The following is a 21112-nucleotide window of genomic DNA, read 5'->3' as shown; positions in this document are numbered from 1 at the left end:
CCTTAAAATATTATTAATTTCTTTAAATGCTTTTATTTGATTTCATTGTCATTAAAATATCTTTTTTTAATTTAATATAGTAATTTGAAGTTAAATCTCTATTATAATCATCCTCTATATTAAATTCTTCTATTTTTCTTTCCTTTGTAAAAACAACTATTTTTTTGCCTATCTTTAATGCTTCATCAATATCATGAGTTACAAATATTACACCTTTATTGGTTGATTTATGTATTCTTATAACTTCATTTTGCATATCAATCCTTGTAAAATAATCTAGTGCTGAAAAAGGCTCGTCCATAAACAACATATCTGGATTAAAAGAAAGTGCTCTAGCTATACTTACTCTCTGTGCCATACCTCCTGAAAGCTCATTTGGATAAGAATTTTTAAATTTCTGTAAGTTCATCATTTTAAGATATTTTTCTATATCAATACTATCTTGTTTGTTTGATTTACTTAAATCATCCTTGCCATTTAAATATATAAGATTATCATTTCTATCTTTATTAGTGGTACTTTTTGAGTGATTTAACTTATTGAGTATTTTATTTAAAAGAGTGTTTTTTCGTTGATTGTGAAAAGCTATATTTTCACTTACATTTAACCATGGCATCAACCTACTTTCTTGAAATACAAAGCCAACATTAGGTTTATACTCTTTATTATCTTTTACAAACCTAATTTCACCACTATTTACATCTTCAAGTGATGCAATTGCCCTAAGTAAAGTAGTTTTGCCACATCCACTTTCACCTAAAATTACAGTTATATGACTTTTATCTATACTTAAAGAAATATCACTAAGCACTACATGTTCTTCATTATCAACTTTATAACTTTTAGATAGATTTCTGATTATATACCCAGAATTACATACTAGACTACTCATATGCTTCCACCATCTTTCCTTTGCTTACCTTCTTTACAATAATTGAAAATATATAGTCTGTAATTATTCCTAGAAGTCCAATTACAATTATTCCTACAATAACAACATCTGTTCTAGACATTTCTTTTCCATCAGATATTAAATATCCAAGACCTGACGAAGCAGCTACAAGTTCAGCTCCTATAATTGCTCTAAAACTATATCCAAGTGCTAACTTTAGACCAACTGCAATATCGAGAATTGCATTAGGAATAATTATTCTAAATATTATCTGAAGCTTTGACAATTCAAATACTCTGCCTACTTCAATTAACTTTGAATCACAATTTTTAATCCCCTTTAATGTACTTGTAAAGATTGGGAAAAAAGATGCCAAAATTATAATTATTATTTTTGATTCTTCACCTATACCAAACCATAATATAAGCATTGGTATTAGAGCAAGCGGTGGTGTATTTCTCAAAAAATTTATCAATGATTTAAAGTACTCATAAACTTTACCATAAATTCCAAAGAATATACCTAAAGGAACACCTATAATTGTACTTATTGCAAACCCTATCAAAACTCTTTTCATACTTGCATATACATTAATAAATATTGAACCATCATTTATCATATTTAAAAATGTACTATACACTTTTTCAGGTGGTGGTAGTATATATTCACTCCAAATACTAAGATAATTTGTAATTTTCCACAATACAAGAATTATAAAAAATATTAAAACACTTTTTATTAACCTCAAAAGTTTATCATTAATTTTATTGCCCATTTACAAACCATCTCCATTATTACATCCATCTTTACAATAAAACATTTCTACTATATCGTACTTATCCTCAGAGCCATTTTTAATTTCTTGTATTTTACTTAATATTTCATCTTCACTTGATACTTCAAGAACTTTTTCAAAAGAATCCTTAAAATATCCTAATGGAATTGGAGATTCATCTATTTTTCCAAGTGATTTTATACCTTCTTTTTCAGCAAATTCCTTCCATGTATAAAATACAGCATTATCTTTGCCTTTAAACTTTTCACTTGCAAAATCTCTTAATTGTGTACATGGACAGGTTACTATTAACATATCTTCTTCACTTTTAATATATTTTTCATATAAGACTCTACAAGTCCTTACTAATATTGGTTCTATCATAGGAACTTCAAAGCCACTTATCAAATTATTTCTTTTTAAAAGATTTATGCTTTCTGGACATCTACAATCTAACATTGTATTTTCAATTTTTTTTGCATATTCTTTGTACTGATTCTTTACATATTCTAATTGCGCCTCACATTCAACCATTATGTACCCTTTTTTTATCAAAGTTTCTTTGATAATATTAAACTTTTCCCCATACATTTTTTCTGCTACTGGATTTATTAGAAGATATTTATTCATAGCTCCTCCTATTATTTAATATTGAATATTATTCTCAACTATTAGTTTAAATGAGCACTTAGTTTTTGTCAATATATTAATTTTTTCTTAAAAAAGTAATGTTTATTTACAAATTATTACTATTTTACTTACAATATTAAAATAATATATTCAATTTGTTTTAACAATAACATATGTATATTACTATTAATCTACTTATAATGATATATACACAATTAGTATAGATAATTTGACACTGATTCTATATATGTAAAATAAAAATGTGATAAAAAACTAAATTATACTTTGCTAATTTACTAAAAAAAGTGAAGTATAATTAATACTTCACTTTTTTTAGTAATCACAAATATTTTATTTTAATATCATCAATAATCTGTAAAATCTTATCTCTAACATCTATGGGTTCTAGTACCTCAATATTTTTTCCAAAAGAAAGTATATATCCATAAATCCAGTCGTTTTGTGGATATTGTACAGTCACTATAAAATTTCCATTGTTATCATCTGATATATTGTCAATATCAAATTCATCATATACTCTATATCCTATATCTTTAGAAATTTTCAATTCCAAATTGATATTTTTATACTCATTTTCTTTTATTTCTCCTACTTCTGTTGGTATACTCCTCACAAATGTCTGCTCACAGACGCAGATATTTCTCATCCTTATAATTTTAAAAATTCTATAATCATTTTTTTTACGACAATAAGCTTTAAGATACCATGATTTTTCTTTAAACCAAATCATAAGTGGCTCTACACAGCGTAAACTTATTTTTCCATAAGTGTCTATATATTCAAAAGTTATAATATTACAATCTAATATAGCAGATTTTATCTTTACAAATTTATCTTTTTCTCTATCATCACTACCCCAATGAGAAAAATCAACACTTATCCAGCTTGTATCTGATTTGCAGAATAAAGGTTTAAGTTTTGCCAATGTAGAATCAATATTTGGATACTTAAGTGCATTTAAGCTCTCCAGTGAAGCTAAAATTTCATTCTGCTCTTGCTCAGATAAAATAGATTTATCAAAAGTGAAATTATCTAAAATACCTATACCACCATTTCTACCTTTGTCAGTATAAATTGGAATACCAGAAGATGACAATATTTCAATATCTCTACAAATAGTTCGTCTAGATACTTCAAAGTGTTCAGCTAACTCCGTTGCAGTGACTCTTTTCTTATCTAACAGGATATAAATAATTTCAAATAATCTATTACTTTTCATATAATCACCTCATTACTTTATTATAGTATAACAATAAAGCAATATATATACTTACATCTCTCTTTTTACTTCAAAACGCAAAACAGTCTTCAACAAATCAGCATTTGATACTTTACTTTCATTAGTTATATATATTTCACGATGTATATCAGATTTTCTTATAAGTTTATTTTTCTTGCAAAATTCATTCATAATAATAAAACTCTCTGGTTCATTATCATATGAACCTCTATGAAGCATTTGAACACATAGTCCATCATTAATAATTCCAAATTCAACATTTTCAATCAGATTATGTGGCTTTTTCTTTTTTACTATCTCAATTGCTTTGCTTAATAAATCTTGTGTAACAAAGTCTGGTTGACGTATCATTATAGTATAAATCAATTCTTCCTTAATAAGTGTACTTGAACATTTACTATCTTCTGTTTTATCCCATATAGCTTCTAATGGAAAAACAGTATAATCAAAGTAACCTTCTGGCACAATACCCTTTTTAGGCATAGTTTTTATTGCATATGCTAAAGAATATAGAACTCCAATTGCCTCACTAAACTCTTTATCATTTGGATTTCCTTTTCCTTTTATCATAATAAATTTCTGTTCTGGTACATCAACTATTACAGGATTCTCATTAGGTAAATATAACTTTTTATCTTTCTTTCTCCATTCATACTTCATAAAAAATACCTCCGTATATTTATTTTATACATTGATATTATCATGATAAAAGTGACAACAGTGTGTCACAATTTATAAAATAAATTATATTATAAAATCTTCATCTTCTAACTCTTCATAGACCCCTTTTTGATATCCATTACCTTTAGTTGAAAAGAAATCATGTGTTTTAGTTTCAGTACTAAGTCCATTTAACACAATTGGATTGATAGCATTTACAGTATAAAGTCTTTCAAATCCTAAATTTTCTAAAGCTCTATTTGCATTGTATTTCAAAAAATCTACAACCTCTTCTTCAAGTCCACTATCTTTATATATTACATTTGTATACTCTATCTCATTTTCCATAAGAATATCAAGTATAGAATACATCTTATCTTCTAATTTTTTCTTATCAGCATTGTCAAATGAATTGTATATTTCTTGCGCAAGAAGTCCTATATATTTACCATGTAAAGACTCATCTCTAAGAATAAGTGATATTATTTCTCCACTAGCAACCATTTTTCCTTGACCAGACAGATACAATGGATAAAAGAATCCTGAATAAAACAAGAAACTCTCCAAAAACACACTTGTAACCATTGATAAATATAAATTCTTTTGGTTTGTAGTATTTTCATATTGAGCTAAAACTAAATCAGCCTTTCGTTGTAATGTTGGCTCTGTTTCTATCCATTCAAATAAATCATCTATCTCGGAGTTAGAAAGCAAAGTCATAAATATAGAAGAATAACTTTTTGCATGTATTTCTTCCATAGTACCCATAAAAGATAAAACTGCTTTTCTTTGAAGATTATCTGTTAAACTCATCATCGATGGAATCCCATTATTCCCTTGCTTTGTATCCAGTAATGTCAGTCCACCTAATACTTTTTTATATAAATCTTTTTCATTATCATCTAATTCATTCCATACCTTAATATCTTTAGAAACAGATATTTCTTCAGGAAGCCAAAATTGTTTTACATTTTGTTCCCAAAAAGCCTGTGTGAATCCATCTTCTTCTTTATTCCAATTAACTGCATCATGTGTTTTATGTAATTTAAATGTCATATATTTCTCTCCCTATACTGAACATACTAGACACTCATGAGTGTCTCTTGTCATCTTTGTTCTTGTGTAATATAAACTTTTCAGACCTTTTTTATATGCATATATGTAATGTCTAGCTATATCTCTAGTTGTCTTTTCATCTGTAACAAACAATGTTGTTGATATTCCCTGGTCAACATGTTGTTGAACTGTTGATACTAAATCTATAACTTTCCTCATATCCATTCTATATGCTGATTGATAATACAACATATTTTCATTAGTTAAAAATGGCATTGGATATATCGTAGTTGAATCTCCATATGTTCTTACTTCTACTGGCTCAGTAATTGGCATTATACTTGATGTTGCATTTTGAACATAACTAATACTTTGAGTTGGTGCTACTGCCATTAAATATGCATTATATATACCTTTTTCTTTGACCTCATCCAATAATTTTGTCCAGTCTTCTTTTGTTGGTATATAAATACCTTCAAATAATGCTTTTACCTTTTCTAACTTAGGTAGATAAGATTGTTCATAGTATTTTGATAATACCTTGCTTTTTCTTCCCTTAGCATACTCTGATTTTTCAAACCCTTCAAAAGTTTGATTTTTTTCTATAGCTATTTTCATAGATGCTTTAATTGAATAATATCTAATCATTGCAAAAAATACATTAGAAAACTCTATAGCATCCTCTGAAGTATATAAAATATTTTCTCTTATTAAGTATCCATGTAAATTCATAGCTCCCAATCCTATAGAATGAGATTTGCTATTGCTATTATTTACAGTCGGTACTGGCTTTATGTCTGTTTTATCTGCTACAAATGTCAATGCTCTTATCGATGTCTCAACTGTGCTTTCTATAGTTTTATTGTCCATAACATTTGCTATATTTAAAGAACCAAGATTACAACTTATATCTTGACCCCATTTATTTTCTCCACCATAGCCTTCTATTTCTGAAGATGTTTGGTATTGGAATATTTCACAACACAAATTAGACATTTTTACCATACCAACCTCTTTCAATGTATGTTCCCTATTGGCTGTATCTATGTACACTACATATGGATATCCACTTTCTTGTTGCATTTGTGCTATTTTAGTCAACATTTGTCTAGGATTTATTTCTTTTTTTCTTATATCTTCATCATTAACTAACCTATCATACCACTCACTTATTTCTATCTCATCAAGGTAAACTCCATACTTTTTATACACAGTATGAGGATAGAATGCATAGGCTACTTCATTTTTTTCTGCTAACTCCATAAATTTATCAGGTATAATAGCTCCCAGCGATAATGTAGCAAGTCTTATTTTTTCATCAGCATTTATCTTTTTAGTATCCATCAATAATTCAAAATCAGGATGAAATACTGTGAGATAAACTGCACCAGAACCTTGCCTAGCTCCCATCTGATTAAAATAGCTGAATGATTGTTCCAACATTTTAGCTACTCCAACAACACCTCCAGCTGCACCTTCTATATCTTTAATAGATTCACCTGATGCTCTAAGCTTAGATAAGTTTAGTGCAACTCCTCCACCTATTTTTGATAAATGATTTGATGAAGATATAGCATATGAAATACCTTCTGTGCTATCTTCTACAGATAGTAAAAAACATGATACCATTTCTCCTGCTCTTTTTCTTCCAGCATTTAAAAATGTAGGTGTAGCTGGTTGAAATTCTTGTTTTACTATTTTGTCTGCCAAGTTTAAAGCTAGACTCTCATCACCATTTCCTAATGTTAAAGCTACAATTAATACTTTTTCATTATACGTTTCTAATATTTCTTTTCCATCATTACTTTTTAATGCATAATTTTGATAAAATTTATTTGCACTCATATATGACTGAAACTTAAATTTATGTTCCTCAATAAGTTTGTATATCTTTTTGATAAAATCCATGCTGTATTTATGTATTACTTCTTCTAAATAATAACCTTCCTCCATTAAATACTTCAATCTTTCTTCTAGATTGTTAAATTTCTTTAACTTTGGATTTATAAATTCTTCTATGTAACTACTTAGGGCTTCCTTATCCTTTTCCAATTGATATTTCCCTTGTTCATTTTTAATTATCACTTGATTGTTAAGCTCTATCCAATTCATTATTTACCGTCCTTTTAACATAATCTTGTGCTATAATTTCATTTAATTTACTTATTATTTCTTTTAATATTTATCAGTTCAAATTCCAAAAACAACCTATAATTATAGGGCATAATAAGTATTTTTCAAAAACAAAAGCACTACATATAGTTAGTGCTTTATCTATTATATACTACATATAGTATATACACAAATTTTTTTATATCTAAACTTTTATTATTATATCATTGATATTATTTTTATTTAAAGAAGTTAAAATCATAGTTATTATCTTCCTTTCTTTACTTTATTCTCTAAATAAAACCATAAAAATATTTACTCAATGTTTATATGTTACTAGAAATAATAAATCTTCAATAAGATATTTAATATTTTATATATTATTTAGAAGTTTTTTATTTATTGTTATATAATTAAATATATGACTATTTTTCTACTAAATATATAAAAATAAATTAGTGAAGGTGATTTTAATGAAAACTGTTTCTAAACAAGAATTAGAAAAAATACTTGATAAACATTATTTGTGGCTTAAAAATAATAATGATGGAGAAAGGGCAGATTTAAAAGAAGTAAGATTAGAAAATATGGATTTAAGAGGATATTGTTTAAGTAATATTGACTTTTCGTGGTCTGACCTAATCAATTTAAATTTAGAAAAGGCAGATTTAGAAAACTCTAGCTTTAAGAATTCTTATTTTTCAGATTGTTCATTAAAAAATTCTATATTAAAAAATGCAGACCTAGGTGGTGCCAATTTTAGATTTTGTGATTTATCTAACTCAGATATTAGAGGAACTAATTTAGAAAATTCTAATTTGGAATATGCTACATTGGATGGAGTAGTATCAGATGAAAGTACTCGTTTTTTTAAATTGTACTGTCCTGAAACAGGTGCATTTGTAGCTTATAAAAAATGTTTTAATTTTAGAATGGTACAATTATTGATACCAAGTGATGCAAAAAGAGTATCTGCTACATCAAATGCTTGTAGATGTGACAAAGCAAAAGTACTATCAATTACAAGCATAGATGGTAAAGAATCTTTTAAAAGTGCTCGTGCATATGCTGATGAAAATTTTATATATCGAGTAGGAGAAATGGTGGTAGCTAAAGATTTTCATGAAAATAGATGGAAAGAATCAACTACAGGAATTCACTTTTTTTTAACTAGAGATGAAGCTATTGGTTATCTATAAAGTATTATTTTTTTATTTAAGTGTGCAGTTTAAAATACATAGTAAAAAATGTATCACTAAATAAATAATTTCTAAAAAAGAGTATCTAGAGATTTTAAAAATGTACTTTAAAAATCTACTTACGATACTCTTTTATATATTTTATCATTCCTAAATATGCCATAAATTACAATTTACAGTAAATTATTTTTATCAATACTATCCACTATTTTAGAAACTTTATCTACATATTCTATATTATCACTCAAATGCTTATAATATTTATTACTCTCATTTTTAGTTCTAAATGAATAAACTTTTTTATCCAATTTTAAAGCCTCTTTTATAATGTCTATATTTCTTTTATTTGTTTCTCCTACGCTAAATCCTGTGTCTATTATAATCTTAGAATTATTTAAATTTCTAATAGCCAAATCGAAACTTTCATCACTTATTGACTCAAATGGCTTTTCTGTAAACAACTTTATGCCCATAGTCCTACCAATTTCATAATCAATATCATTTTCATGTATTATGCCAGAATATATACCTATACCTCTTTTAGTAAAAGCTCTGTAGATTGGTGTTGCTTTACCACCTCCACCAATTATAAAAACTTCATTTTTTGATTTATTGCTAATTTCTACTGCACCTAACAAACTGTTAAAATTTTTATCCTCTAATTCATAAAGTGAATTTATCATATTTTCATCTACCATATCTTCTGGCTGACCATACGCTATAACTTTGTTGTTTTTCACAAGAACAACCTTATCACAACTTTTTAGCGCTATATCTATTTCATGTAATGAAAGTATTACTGATATTGATTTTTCCTTACTTAGTTTTTTTAGTATATTCATAAGTTCTAATCTATGCTTTATATCCAAATGAGTTGTAGGTTCATCTAATATTATTATTTCTGGCTCTTGAACTAATGCTCTTGCAACTAATACCTTTTGTTTTTCACCATCACTAAGTTCATCAAAATATCTTTTTTTTAAATGAAGTGCATTTACAGATTCTAATGAATCATCTACCATTATTAAATCTTTTTTAGATAGATTTCCAAAAAATCCTGTATAAGGGTATCTTCCCATATTAACTACATCTTGTACAGTCATTAAATCTCCTAATAATCTATTTGTAAGTACTAAAGCCATCTTTTTAGATAATGTCTTTCTGGAGATATGATTTATATCTGCATCATTTAAATATATTTCACCTCTTATTGGTGTTATGAGTTTAGATAAAGACCTTAATATAGTAGTTTTACCAGCACCATTACTTCCCAAAAGACATAATATTTCTCCATTTTTTACCTCTATGTTTATGTCACTTACAACTACTTTTTTATCATATCCAACACTTAAATTATTAGTTCTCAACATGTCTAAGCCCTATCCTTCCTTTTCATCAATAACATTATTACAATTGGAGCACCTAATAATGAAGTTATTGCACTTATTGGTAATTCTATTGGCGACAAAATTACTCTGGATACTAAATCACAAAGAGCTGTAACTATACTTCCTAAAAGAATTACTACTGGTATCAATACTCTATTGTCCGATGTTCTAAATATCAATTTTGCTATTTGTGGTACTGCAAGACCAATAAATCCTATAGGACCTGCAAATGCTGATACTATTGCTGCTAGTATACTAGATATAAATACTACCAAAAATCTAAAAAATTTTATATTTACACCAATACTCTTTGCATACTCTTCCCCTAGTAAAAAAGCATTTAGAGGTTTTATTATGAATATAGTCATCAAAAGACCTAATATGCCGACTAACATAAGTATTTCTACTTTTTCCCATGTAAATCCTGAGAAACTTCCCATAGACCACATAGTAAATTCTTTTAATTTTTCATTATTTGCAAATGATTGTAATATATTTGTTATTCCACTACATACATATCCAGTCATAATTCCTATAACTAAAAGCGTTGTTATATTTTTTACTTTGCTGGCAAATAGAATAACTATAGACATTACAATTAAAGCTCCTACAAATGCGGCTATAAATATACTCATTGAATTTATACTTTCAAATCCTAATGTATATCCGCCTAAAATCATCAGTGCTACTGATAAAGTGGCACCTGAAGACACACCTAAGATATATGGTTCAACTATTGGGTTTTTGAAAAATATCTGTAGTAAAATACCAGATACTGCTAAGCAAGCACCTCCTACCATAGTTGCAAGAACTCTAGGAATCCTTATATTATAGATTATTTTATAGTGTTCTGTACTATCTATTCCTCTTAATACAACATCTATTATTTCTTTAAATTCGATTTTTACAGAACCAAATGCTACACATATCAAAAAAGTAAGTATTATGCCTACAATTAAGGTTATAAATATAGTAGTATTTTTAATTCTGCTTTTATTGATAAAGTCCATCTATATACTCCTCTTATTAAAAACTACATTAACTCAAATTTATAAAGTTTACTTGTTAATTTAATCTTATCTATTACTTATCATAATTTACATAATGCTTAATTTTTTCACCAGTAGTACCTGGGTGAAACATTTCAACCAAATCTACTATTAATTCATCTGTCCTATCCACCGATTGATAATAATCTGGAGCAAACACCCATAAATTCCCTTTTTTGACAACATCTAAATCAGATAACACTGGTGCACTAGATTTTATAGACTCTAAATTTGGTGCATAATCTGAACTTGATGAATACACAAATATATCTGCATCTTTTGCTACTTCGTGCAATTGCTCAATACTTACTCGCCCTTCATTTGAATCTATTGAGGCACAAGCATTTATTCCACCTGCCATGTTTATCATATTATCTACATATGAATTTTTAGGTGCTATATAAGCATTACCTTCATATACAGACGCCCATACAACTTTAGGTTTACTTTTATTTTTTATTTTTTTACTAACTTCTTCTATTTTTTGTACTGTTTTATCTAATTCACTAGTAGCTATATCCTCTTTATCATAAAATGCAGCTATTAAGCTTGTCCACTCCATTCTTCCAAATGGATTTTGTTCTTTATATTCATTATCTACAACATAGTTAAGTCCCAATTCTTCTAACTTATCTATAAACTTTGTATCTGCTTCTGATAAACCACTACTCACTATAGTCAAGTCAGGATTTAAGTCTACTATTTTTTCATAGTCTGGTGCTAAATTTGAACCGACATAATGTATCTTTCCATCTTTCATTAAATTTTTAATTTCTTTGATAGTCCAATATTGTTCTTCTGTTGTTACTGCTTTTATACTATCTAACTCACCTATCGTCCTTAAAGAGCAAGCTTGTGTTGTAGATGCTATCAATACATTATCCACAGGTGTCCTAACTATATTTGCATTCTTGTATTTTTCAGGTATTTTTATCTTTTTAGGAATCAAAATTAGTTCTCTATTATCTCCATCAACAACCTTTTTAATTCCATCTTCTAAATTCTCAACACTAAACCCACTTGCATATTTTAATTCTAGTTTTTCACCGCTATTAACTTGTTCATTGTTGTTATCTTTTTTGCTACAACCTACAATACCTCCTACGAAAAAAACTACCATTACAATTAAGAAAAACTGCTTTAAAACATTTGATTTAAATTTCATTACTTTCACTCCATTATTTTATTTTTTATGAGTGGCTACATATATTTTAAAAAGACATTTTACTAAAATTAATTTTATAAATATAACTTTTTAGTAAAATAAAAAACTTCTCCTAAATTAGCAAGGAGAAGCTTCTATATCAATTTTATAAAAAATGAATTGATATCTCATTTTATTATAAACTACAATCTCCACCCTAAATTGTATTTATGTAATACTGGGCAGGTCTCCTGACTCACGGCTTTTCCTCCATCAACCTTCCCAAAATTACTATGAATCTCAGTGGATTTGATTTTGTATCCGTATACAGTAGCGGGGGCTGTAGTGAATTTACATCACTTTCCCTATTAAACTAAAATAGTACCCTAGTATTATTTATATTTAATTTTTCATTAAGATAATTGTAGTTTATTGTTAATTACTTTGCAAGGTTGATTTAATATATCCACTCAAAAAGAGGGCTTAAAATGACTATAAAAATCAATTTAAAACCCTCTTTATCTTCCTAGTTTATATTTAATTCATCCATCAAATCTTTAATTTTACATACTTGATTTTCATTTGGCTTTATAAATGGAGCAGTTACATAATCACTTATTTCTAATCCTCTAATATTCATAGCTTTCTTCATTGCTGGTATAAATGGATTTGTTATTGAATAAAAATCCATTGCTTTATTAATATATTTTTGAATTTCAATAACTTTGTCCATATCCTTATTATTATAAGCTTCAGTCCATTTAAAACATACTTCTGGAATTAGATTTGATAAACCGCCTATACATCCTGCTCCTCCAGACATTAAGTTGTGTATAAAATTTTCATCATATCCACTATATATCTTAAAATTTGGGAACTCTGTTTTCATAGTATTTATTAAATCTCTAGTATGTCCCATTAAAGTTACTGTATCTTTATATCCAACTATGTTTTTATGCTTTCTTGCAAGCTTTAATGTAAGTTCTGGACTTAAATCATAACCAGTTCTATCTGGATAATTATATAGGTATATTTCTGCATCTGTGTTTTCAGCTATCTTACTGTAAAACAGTTCAATACTATCATCATCAAGTGAGAAATAATAAGGACTTATTATCATAACTCCATCTGCTCCACTATTATGTGCATAATTTGAAAGTTCTATAGACTCATCTGCACACATACGACTTGTACCTATAAACACTTTAACCCTCTTATCGACATGATTAATTACTAAATCTATAAGCTCTTTTTGCATATCCATAGACATATTAAAGAACTCTCCAGTACTTCCCATTATAACTAGACCATCTACTCCCCCATCTATAAGGTAATCATATACTTTTTTGTTTCCTTCTCTATCTAAATTTCCGTCTTCATCAAATATTGTAACAACTGGTGTCAAAAATTCTGCTTTCATAATTTAAACTCCTAAAATTTATTTTGATATGTTCATTTAATATGTTTATAGCCCATGTTTTAAAATTATATAATAAAACATTTACTTAACATAATTTTTCAATATTCCAATACTTTCAATCTCACATTCAATTACATCTCCACTATTCATATATCGAGGAGGAGAAAAGCCCATCCCTACTCCAGAAGGTGTTCCAGTAGCTATAATATCTCCTGCCTCTAAAGTCATCCCTTTTGAAAGTTGTGAAATTATATCTGAGATATCTGATATGAATAACTCTGTATTAGAATTTTGTCTTTCTTCATTATTTACTCTACTATATACATTAAGTTTTACTGGAAAAGAAATTGCACTTTTATGTAAGATACATGGCCCTAAAGATGTAAATGTATCTAATCCCTTTCCCCTAAACCATTGAACATGTTCTTTTTGCAACTTTCTAGCAGAAATATCATTTATCACAGTGTAACCAAAGATATAATCTTCTACATCTTCTTTTTCTATATTAACACCTGTTTTACCTATTACTACTCCAAGTTCAACCTCATAATCCAACTGATTATTTATATCAAAATGAGCATCTATCTCGTCTTCTGGACCTATTGCCTTTGTCACACGTTTTGTAAAATAGACTGTTTTCTCAGGTTCTTCAAAGCTACTATCAAAATGAGTTTGAGTTTCTTCAAGATGTTTTTTATAGTTTACTCCTACACATAAAATGTCATGTATTGGCTTTTCTATAGGAACATGTATAGTGCATTTTTCTCTTTTAAAAACATTATAGGCATTAAATGATTCTTCACTTATAATATTTTTTAACTTAATAATATCATCCTGAGATACGCTTTGAATTAAATCAATTACATCTATAAAAAATTTACTAAGACTTATGGAATTGACATCGATAATAAACAATTCATCCTTTGAGAGAATTCCTACCTTTTTAGATGTATCTTCAATACTACTAAAACTAACAAACTTCATACTATCACCCTTTAGTAAAATTCTAAATGCATACCTTTTTAAGTCCTATATTTTATACATAATTACACACTCTAGCTATTGCCATTTCAGTATATCCCAGTGATTCTGCTTTTGATTGCTTACCATTTGCTACATCTACAACTAGATTTAATAAATCATCTGTCAATTCTTCCATTGTCTGTGGTCCATATATAACTGGACTAGCATCAAAATCCATATTATCTTCCATATTTGCAAAAGTTATTTTATTTCCAGTTATTTTTATTACTGGAGCTATTGGATTTCCTGATGGAGTCCCTCTCCCTGTACTAAATACTACGACTTGAGCTCCTCCTGCAACCATACCCGCAACAGATGAAGCATCATTTCCTGGTGTATCCATTATTACAAGACCCTTCTTATCAATTTGCTTTGCATAATCATATACTTCACTTATTACTCTGTGCCCACCTTTGTGTATACAGCCTAGTGATTTTTCTTCCAAGCTTGTAAGTCCACCAGCTATATTTCCAGGAGATGGATTTCCTTCTCTAACTTCTTCTCCAACTAATTTTAATGAATTTTCATATCTATGTACTATATGTAGTATTTTTTCTTTTACCTCTTCATTTACTGCTCTTCTAGCTAATATATGTTCTGCTCCTATAAATTCAGTAGTTTCACTTAAAATTGAAGTAGACCCTAAATCAACAAGTCTATCACTTAATTCTCCTATTAGCGGATTAGCAGCTAGCCCACTTGTTGGGTCAGACCCTCCACATTCAGTCCCTAATATAAGTTCAGATATTGGAAATTCTTCTTTTCTAAGTAAAGAAGCTTCTTGTGCCATTTCTCTAGCATAACGAACAGCTTTTTCTATAGTTTTCAAAGTTCCATGCTCTTCTTGTATTACAAGAGTCTTTATTGGTTTATTTGTTCTCTCTTTTATTGCATCAACTACCAAGTCATTTTGACAATTTTCACAACCTAAAGACACAACTATTACACCATATACATTAGGATTTGCTGCGTATCCAGCCATAACATCCATAGTTAATTGTTGGTCTGAACTTACTTGAGAACATCCATTTTGATTATTAAAAGTAACAGCCCCTTGAACTTGTGAGGCTATAATTCTCGTTGTATCTGATGCACACACACTTGTAGGTAATATTAATATGTGATTTCTTATACCAACTCTTCCATCTGGTCTTTTATATCCATAAAATTTCATATTGATTTCCTCCTAAAATAGTCTCTTTATCATACTTTATGTGATTTTCTTGTACTATAAATTTTATTCTTATTGCTAATTAGCTAACTAAAATCATTCTTATTCAATCATTCAACACAAAATACTTTAATCATTTAATACTAAATACTACTTTGCTTGAATTATAAATGTTACTTTATATGTTCGATACAATTTGTTTATCTAAATCTTCCCTAACACTTTTAACATTGTGAATATGTACATGTTGACCAATTTTTATTTCTTGATTAGCTTCTCCTATGTGTTCTCCATATTTAGTAACTTTATCTCCCTCAGCCATATCCTTTATAGCCAATTTATGATAAATAGTTATATCATCTAAAGCTGTTATTGTCTTTATTGTTTTATCTTTTAATTTAAATTTAATTTCACTGTTCTTAGATATTGCCTCAATAGCTACTGCAACATTATCTTTTTCATCAATTATCACTGCATTTATCATTATCTTTGTTCTCCTTTATAAATAATATAATTTTATTAATATACAAAATCATCTTAGTAATTATATATCTGTATTCATCAGGCTACTATTGTCCCATCATCTTTTTGTTTTGGGAATTTAGGACATCCATGCTTCTTGGCCCACCAGCTAGTTATAAGAGGAACTAATATCGCAGTAACAACTACTGCAGCTGCTACTTGAGTTGTAGCTGTTGCAACATATGGCTGCCATGTTGGGTCAACTAATGCAACAGCAGCAGGAACAGCAATTGCATTCCCTGCAGTTGTGGCTACAGCCCATCCTGCATACCCTGGACGTTTCCCTATAAATCTATCACAGAATACTATAAATATACCTCCTACAAACACAGATATTAATCCAAGCAATACTCCAGATAGACCTCCTTTTAATATACTTGCAAGATTTATACTACTTCCAAGTGCAAATCCTACAAAAGGTACTAATAAATTACATCCTGGTTCTAAAAATTCTTTCATCTTTTTGTCAAAATTACCTATTATCATACCAACAAGTATTGGCACAATTGCAGCCAATAATGACATTAATGGAACATTTGCAAGTCCTGAAGTTCCAAGAGCTATCAATGTAAAAAATGGCCCATCGTTCAAAGTAAGTAAACTCATAGTTGCACAATCTGTTTCATCTCCATATGAAGTCATTAATGAGAGATATATACTACCATTACTATTTGTAACTGCACTTATAACTGCCAAAGTTGTAAGACCTAATACTCCATCCATTCCAAATAATTTTCCTATAAGTATACCTATTAAAGCACCTATAGCAAATTTAGAGCCAAGAAGTATGCCTCCTCTTTTTAATACTTTTGGCATTTCTTTAAATTGAAGCTGAGTTCCAAGACATACTAGTTGAACCCCTATTATAGTTGCAGAGCCAACACTTGAGAATACTGCTGTTGTAAATGAACCTATTTGTACAATATCTGGGCAAAATGTATTAATGAAAGCTGCTATAAACATTGGAACTATCATCATACCTGCAGGAATTTTTTTAATAAAATCCATTATCATAAAGTTACTCCTCCTAAAACATGATATTTAATTACTCTTATTAAATTTTTTAGCTTTAATTTTAACGGCCGTTTCGGTTCGTATTTAAGAACTAAGTTTTTATTTACGAATCTTTGAATTAATGATAGCATTTTCCTAATTATGAGTCAATAAAAAAAATAAATTTTTGTCAAAATTTTTTCAAATTATCTGATAATATATCAATAGTTATCAATTATCTTCATTATATGCAAAATATAAAAAGTAATTTTTCTCAATTCACATCTATATATCACAATTTATATAATTTAAATTCATAATATTTCGATATTTATATATAAAATACGGTTATTATTGTCTTATCTTAAATTATATAGCTAAATACAGTGTACTTTCTTCAGGTATATTTTGGAAATTATTTCAAGTTTTCAATATAAATTTTCATAAAAAAAATCATATACAAATATTTACAATTAAAGCTTATTTGTATATACAGTCATATATTTTATTTCTACATTGTAAATTATCATACATTATGCTAAAATCAACATATTCTAACACTTTAAATTAACAAAGATAGGGGGAAATTTATGACTTCAGATAATCATCGCCCAACAGCTAGGATATTAGATATTTTAGAAGCATTAGCTGAATCTGAGAATGGATATACTCTTACAGAAATAGCAGATGCTATCAATGCTCCAAAAAGTAGTATCTTTCCTATAGTTCATACACTTAATGCTAGAAAATACATTACTATTGATAAAAATACGTCTAAATATTCCATAGGTATACGTTCTTACACATTAGGGTCTTCGTTTTTTGAAAAAAGAACTATTTTTAACTACATAATTGACGAAATGACTAATATAGTTAATTCTTGTTCTGAAACTTGTCAACTTGGTATACTTGACAATAACGAAGTTCTTTATATTGGAAAAGTTGACTCTCCAGAGCCAATTAGACTTATTTCTTATGTTGGTAAAAAGATACCTGCTAATTGTACAGGTCTTGGAAAAGCACTTTTATGTGATTTTGATAAGGAAAAACTAATAAGTTTATATCCAGATGGGTTAAAAGGATTTACAAAAAAATCAATTACTGACTTTGATATTTTATATGACCAGCTTCTTGAAGTTCGTGAAACTCAAATAGCTTCAGAATGTGAAGAATCAATGGAATATCTAAAATGCCTTGCTGTACCAATAAGAAAAAATGGATGTATAAGAGCCGCTGTTAGTGTAACACTTCCACTTTTTAGGTCTAGTGAAGAAAAAATAGAACTGATAAAAAAATTACTTTTAAATGCACAAAAAAACATTCAATCTATGATGGAAGAACGTAATGAAGATATTATAATAAATTAGATTGATAAAAACAAAGTTGCTGACTTAATTACAGTAACTTTGTTTTTTTATGCTCTTTTTTATTTTTAATATTTTTATTGACATGATAAAAATACTATGTTAAATTCTAATCATAATCGTAATTACGAACTTAGTTCTTATATAAAAACTCGCAATATGTATTTTAACCTCAAAACCAATATATAATATGTGAATTAGTATAAGACTATTATAGGTATGTATATTTTACATAAAAATTAATTCAAAAAAGGAGATTTTAACTATGAGTATCTATTATGTACCACCAATAAACTTACTTGGAAAAGGGTGTCTTAGTGAAGCTAAAGATTCTATTAAATCTTTAGGCACTAAAAAAGCATTTATCGTTAGCGATAAATTTCTAACTTCAAATGGTACTGTAAAAAAAGTAACAGATATGTTATCTCAAATAGGTGTAACCTTTGCTGTTTATGATGAAGTTAAACCAAATCCAACTGTAACTAATGTTAACAATGGTCTTAAAATACTAAAATCAGAAAATTGCGACTTTGTTATAACTATAGGAGGTGGTTCTCCACAAGATTGTGGCAAAGCTATTTCTATATTAGCTACCAATGGAGGAGACATTAGAGATTATGAAGGTGTAAATAAAACTTCCAAAAAATGTCTTCCTATAGTTGCAATAACTACTACTGCTGGTACATCAGCTGAAGTTACAATAAATTATGTTATAACAGATGAAGATAGACATGTAAAAATGATAATGGTTGATACAAATGCACTAGCTACAATGACAGTAAATGACCCAGAATTAATGATTAGTAAGCCAGCTAACTTAACAGCAGCCACTGGTATGGATGCACTTACTCATGCTATAGAAGCTGTAGTGGCTAATGGAGCTTATGATGTTACAGATTCAACTGCACTATATTCTATAAAACAGATATTTGAATATCTTCCTAGAGCTGTTAAAGATGGGAATGATATAGATGCTAGAGAACAAATGTGTTATGCTTGTTTTTTAAATGGAATTGCATTTAGTAATGCAGGTCTTGGAAATGTCCATGCCATGGCTCATCAATTAGGAGGTTTATATGATTTACCTCATGGAGTATGTAATGCTATGTTACTACCAATAGTTGAAGAAGAAAATGCTAAATCTGCACCTTCTAAATTCCGTCCAATAGCTGAAATTATTGGAATGAATATACATGACAAATCAGATAAAGAATGTGTTGATTTTGTAATAGATAAAATAAAGGCTCTTTCAGAAGAGGTAGGAATACCAAAATCTTTAAAAGATGTTGGTGTTGATAATCCTAATTTTGAGTTGCTTGCTGAAAATTCTATGAAAGATGCTTGTGCTGGAGCCAATCCTGTTTTCTTTGATAAAGACAAAATTATAGAATTATTTAAGAAAATCTCTTAGTATAATAATACTTATAAATTAATTATGTATATTTATAAGGGAGTGTCTCAAAATATTTTTATTTAATTATTGACACTCTCTTATTATTTAAATTCTTATCTTTAATTTTATTTTATTTTAAACTCCTTGAAACTAATAAATAATATTTTTAATGAATTATAACTGTTGTCGTGTCAGGTATATTATCATATATCCACTTAGCATTTTCTGTACTTAGTCTTATACATCCATGACTAAGAGCTTCACCAAGTCTAGCATCTATTATATAACTTCCAGTTGAATTATATAACACAGAATGATAATAATACCCTCCTTTAATACGAGTGGCATACTTAACTGAATACTCATCAGTCCCAAAAGAAGGTTTTCTACCACTTATATAAAAAATACCTGTTATCGTTGGAGTTTCAGGTTTACCTATAGTACATTCCCATTTATATAATTGCCCCCAGCCACCATTATCTTTCTTAAAAATATAAGTGTATTTATTTTTAAGGTCTGTGGTAATTAGATAGTCACTAGTACTTTTAATATTATTTTCATTAACAAATTTAGTCATATCAGTATAAAAATACTTATAGTCTAATTCATTAGGTTTATTTCCATCATTTGACAAGAAATAATTAAAAACATATCCTGTTTTATCATCATATACAACTTTACTCCAATCACCATCTACCTGTAGAACTTCGACCCTAGACTTTTCAGGAATTACTGTAATTATATTAGAAGTTGTAGACTTATCTTCTCTTAAATTTAAATTACTCCAAGCATATTCACTTACTGATATTAAATCCTTGTATACATACCCTTCTTGAAAATTATAAATTACTTTAATCCAATCGTCTTCTTCATCTAACACCTCTAATTTAGAACCTTGAGGTATTACAGTTATAATACTTGAACTTGTAGATTTCGCAGACCTCAAGTTTACATTTACTAAAGCATATTTATATATAGGTGCTCTGTACTTTTTAATGTTTATTTTAAATAGCTTCACACATACCCATCCTCTCATATGTCTTTTTACAATACTTTATGA

The 21112-nt window shown here is 28.2% G+C and carries 19 protein-coding genes and 1 riboswitch; of the genes, 3 read left to right on the top strand and 16 right to left on the bottom strand.

All coding sequences use genetic code 11. The features are described from left to right. Positions 1-22 precede the first annotated feature (22 nt). From KGF46_RS12490 to nrdE, 7 genes are all read right to left on the bottom strand, one after another. Complete coding sequence (locus KGF46_RS12490) at positions 23-892, bottom strand: ABC transporter ATP-binding protein (protein ID WP_227829587.1); 870 nt, start codon at positions 890-892, stop codon at positions 23-25. Then, positions 885-1667, bottom strand: coding sequence for an ABC transporter permease (locus KGF46_RS12485; RefSeq protein WP_227829588.1), 783 nt, complete (start codon positions 1665-1667; stop codon positions 885-887). Before KGF46_RS12485 ends, KGF46_RS12490 begins: the two co-directional genes overlap by 8 nt. Next, the gene (locus KGF46_RS12480) at positions 1668-2297 is read right to left on the bottom strand and encodes a hypothetical protein (RefSeq protein ID WP_227829589.1); all 630 of its coding nucleotides are present in this window, start codon (positions 2295-2297) and stop codon (positions 1668-1670) included. Positions 2298-2637: 340 nt separating this feature from the next. Beyond that, positions 2638-3537: a helix-turn-helix transcriptional regulator gene (locus KGF46_RS12475; RefSeq protein WP_227842845.1), complete on the bottom strand. Its 900-nt coding sequence runs from the start codon at positions 3535-3537 to the stop codon at positions 2638-2640. Positions 3538-3588: 51 nt separating this feature from the next. Beyond that, a complete protein-coding gene (locus tag KGF46_RS12470; RefSeq protein ID WP_227856746.1) occupies positions 3589-4218 on the bottom strand; it encodes a GyrI-like domain-containing protein in 630 nt (209 codons plus the stop codon). A gap of 84 nt (positions 4219-4302) precedes the next feature. Beyond that, entirely contained in the window at positions 4303-5274 is a 972-nt protein-coding gene (nrdF, locus tag KGF46_RS12465) for a class 1b ribonucleoside-diphosphate reductase subunit beta (RefSeq protein ID WP_227829592.1), read from the bottom strand. Between the two features lie 12 nt (positions 5275-5286). After that, positions 5287-7386, bottom strand: a complete 2100-nt coding sequence (nrdE, locus tag KGF46_RS12460) for a class 1b ribonucleoside-diphosphate reductase subunit alpha (RefSeq protein ID WP_227829593.1) — start codon at positions 7384-7386, stop codon at positions 5287-5289. A 473-nt stretch (positions 7387-7859) separates the two neighbouring features. Here nrdE and KGF46_RS12455 point away from each other — a divergent pair, with 473 nt between their 5' ends. Further along, complete coding sequence (locus KGF46_RS12455) at positions 7860-8585, top strand: pentapeptide repeat-containing protein (protein ID WP_227862005.1); 726 nt, start codon at positions 7860-7862, stop codon at positions 8583-8585. A gap of 173 nt (positions 8586-8758) precedes the next feature. Here the strand turns inward: KGF46_RS12455 and KGF46_RS12450 are convergent, their stop codons facing one another. The 8 genes from KGF46_RS12450 to KGF46_RS12415 form a co-directional block, all read right to left on the bottom strand. After that, positions 8759-9955: an ABC transporter ATP-binding protein gene (locus KGF46_RS12450; protein ID WP_227829595.1), complete on the bottom strand. Its 1197-nt coding sequence runs from the start codon at positions 9953-9955 to the stop codon at positions 8759-8761. A 2-nt stretch (positions 9956-9957) separates the two neighbouring features. After that, on the bottom strand, positions 9958-10983 hold the full coding sequence (locus KGF46_RS12445) for a FecCD family ABC transporter permease (protein ID WP_227829596.1): 1026 nt from the start codon (positions 10981-10983) through the stop codon (positions 9958-9960). Positions 10984-11056: 73 nt separating this feature from the next. After that, the gene (locus KGF46_RS12440; RefSeq protein ID WP_227829597.1) at positions 11057-12187 is read right to left on the bottom strand and encodes an ABC transporter substrate-binding protein; all 1131 of its coding nucleotides are present in this window, start codon (positions 12185-12187) and stop codon (positions 11057-11059) included. Between the two features lie 202 nt (positions 12188-12389). Continuing rightward, a riboswitch (cobalamin riboswitch) is annotated at positions 12390-12570 on the bottom strand. Positions 12571-12692: 122 nt separating this feature from the next. Next, positions 12693-13586: a dihydrodipicolinate synthase family protein gene (locus tag KGF46_RS12435; protein ID WP_227829598.1), complete on the bottom strand. Its 894-nt coding sequence runs from the start codon at positions 13584-13586 to the stop codon at positions 12693-12695. 81 nt (positions 13587-13667) lie between these two features. Beyond that, the gene (locus tag KGF46_RS12430) at positions 13668-14570 is read right to left on the bottom strand and encodes a fumarylacetoacetate hydrolase family protein (RefSeq protein ID WP_227829599.1); all 903 of its coding nucleotides are present in this window, start codon (positions 14568-14570) and stop codon (positions 13668-13670) included. Between the two features lie 52 nt (positions 14571-14622). After that, on the bottom strand, positions 14623-15783 hold the full coding sequence (locus KGF46_RS12425) for a UxaA family hydrolase (RefSeq protein ID WP_227829600.1): 1161 nt from the start codon (positions 15781-15783) through the stop codon (positions 14623-14625). A gap of 175 nt (positions 15784-15958) precedes the next feature. Then, positions 15959-16264, bottom strand: coding sequence for a UxaA family hydrolase (locus KGF46_RS12420; protein ID WP_227829601.1), 306 nt, complete (start codon positions 16262-16264; stop codon positions 15959-15961). Between the two features lie 77 nt (positions 16265-16341). Next, positions 16342-17316, bottom strand: coding sequence for a 2-keto-3-deoxygluconate permease (locus tag KGF46_RS12415; protein ID WP_227829602.1), 975 nt, complete (start codon positions 17314-17316; stop codon positions 16342-16344). A 569-nt stretch (positions 17317-17885) separates the two neighbouring features. On the opposite strand from KGF46_RS12415, the gene KGF46_RS12410 reads away from it, so the two are divergent. Further along, on the top strand, positions 17886-18662 hold the full coding sequence (locus KGF46_RS12410; protein WP_227829603.1) for an IclR family transcriptional regulator: 777 nt from the start codon (positions 17886-17888) through the stop codon (positions 18660-18662). Between the two features lie 262 nt (positions 18663-18924). After that, positions 18925-20070, top strand: a complete 1146-nt coding sequence (locus KGF46_RS12405) for an iron-containing alcohol dehydrogenase (RefSeq protein WP_227842843.1) — start codon at positions 18925-18927, stop codon at positions 20068-20070. Between the two features lie 148 nt (positions 20071-20218). Here the strand turns inward: KGF46_RS12405 and KGF46_RS12400 are convergent, their stop codons facing one another. Further along, positions 20219-21088, bottom strand: coding sequence for a L,D-transpeptidase family protein (locus KGF46_RS12400; protein ID WP_227829605.1), 870 nt, complete (start codon positions 21086-21088; stop codon positions 20219-20221). Positions 21089-21112 lie beyond the last annotated feature (24 nt).

It is taken from the genome of Clostridioides sp. ZZV14-6153 (assembly GCF_020657855.1).
Taxonomy (GTDB): Bacteria; Bacillota; Clostridia; order Peptostreptococcales; family Peptostreptococcaceae; genus Clostridioides.
This window is presented reverse-complemented; position numbering and strand designations above follow the sequence as displayed.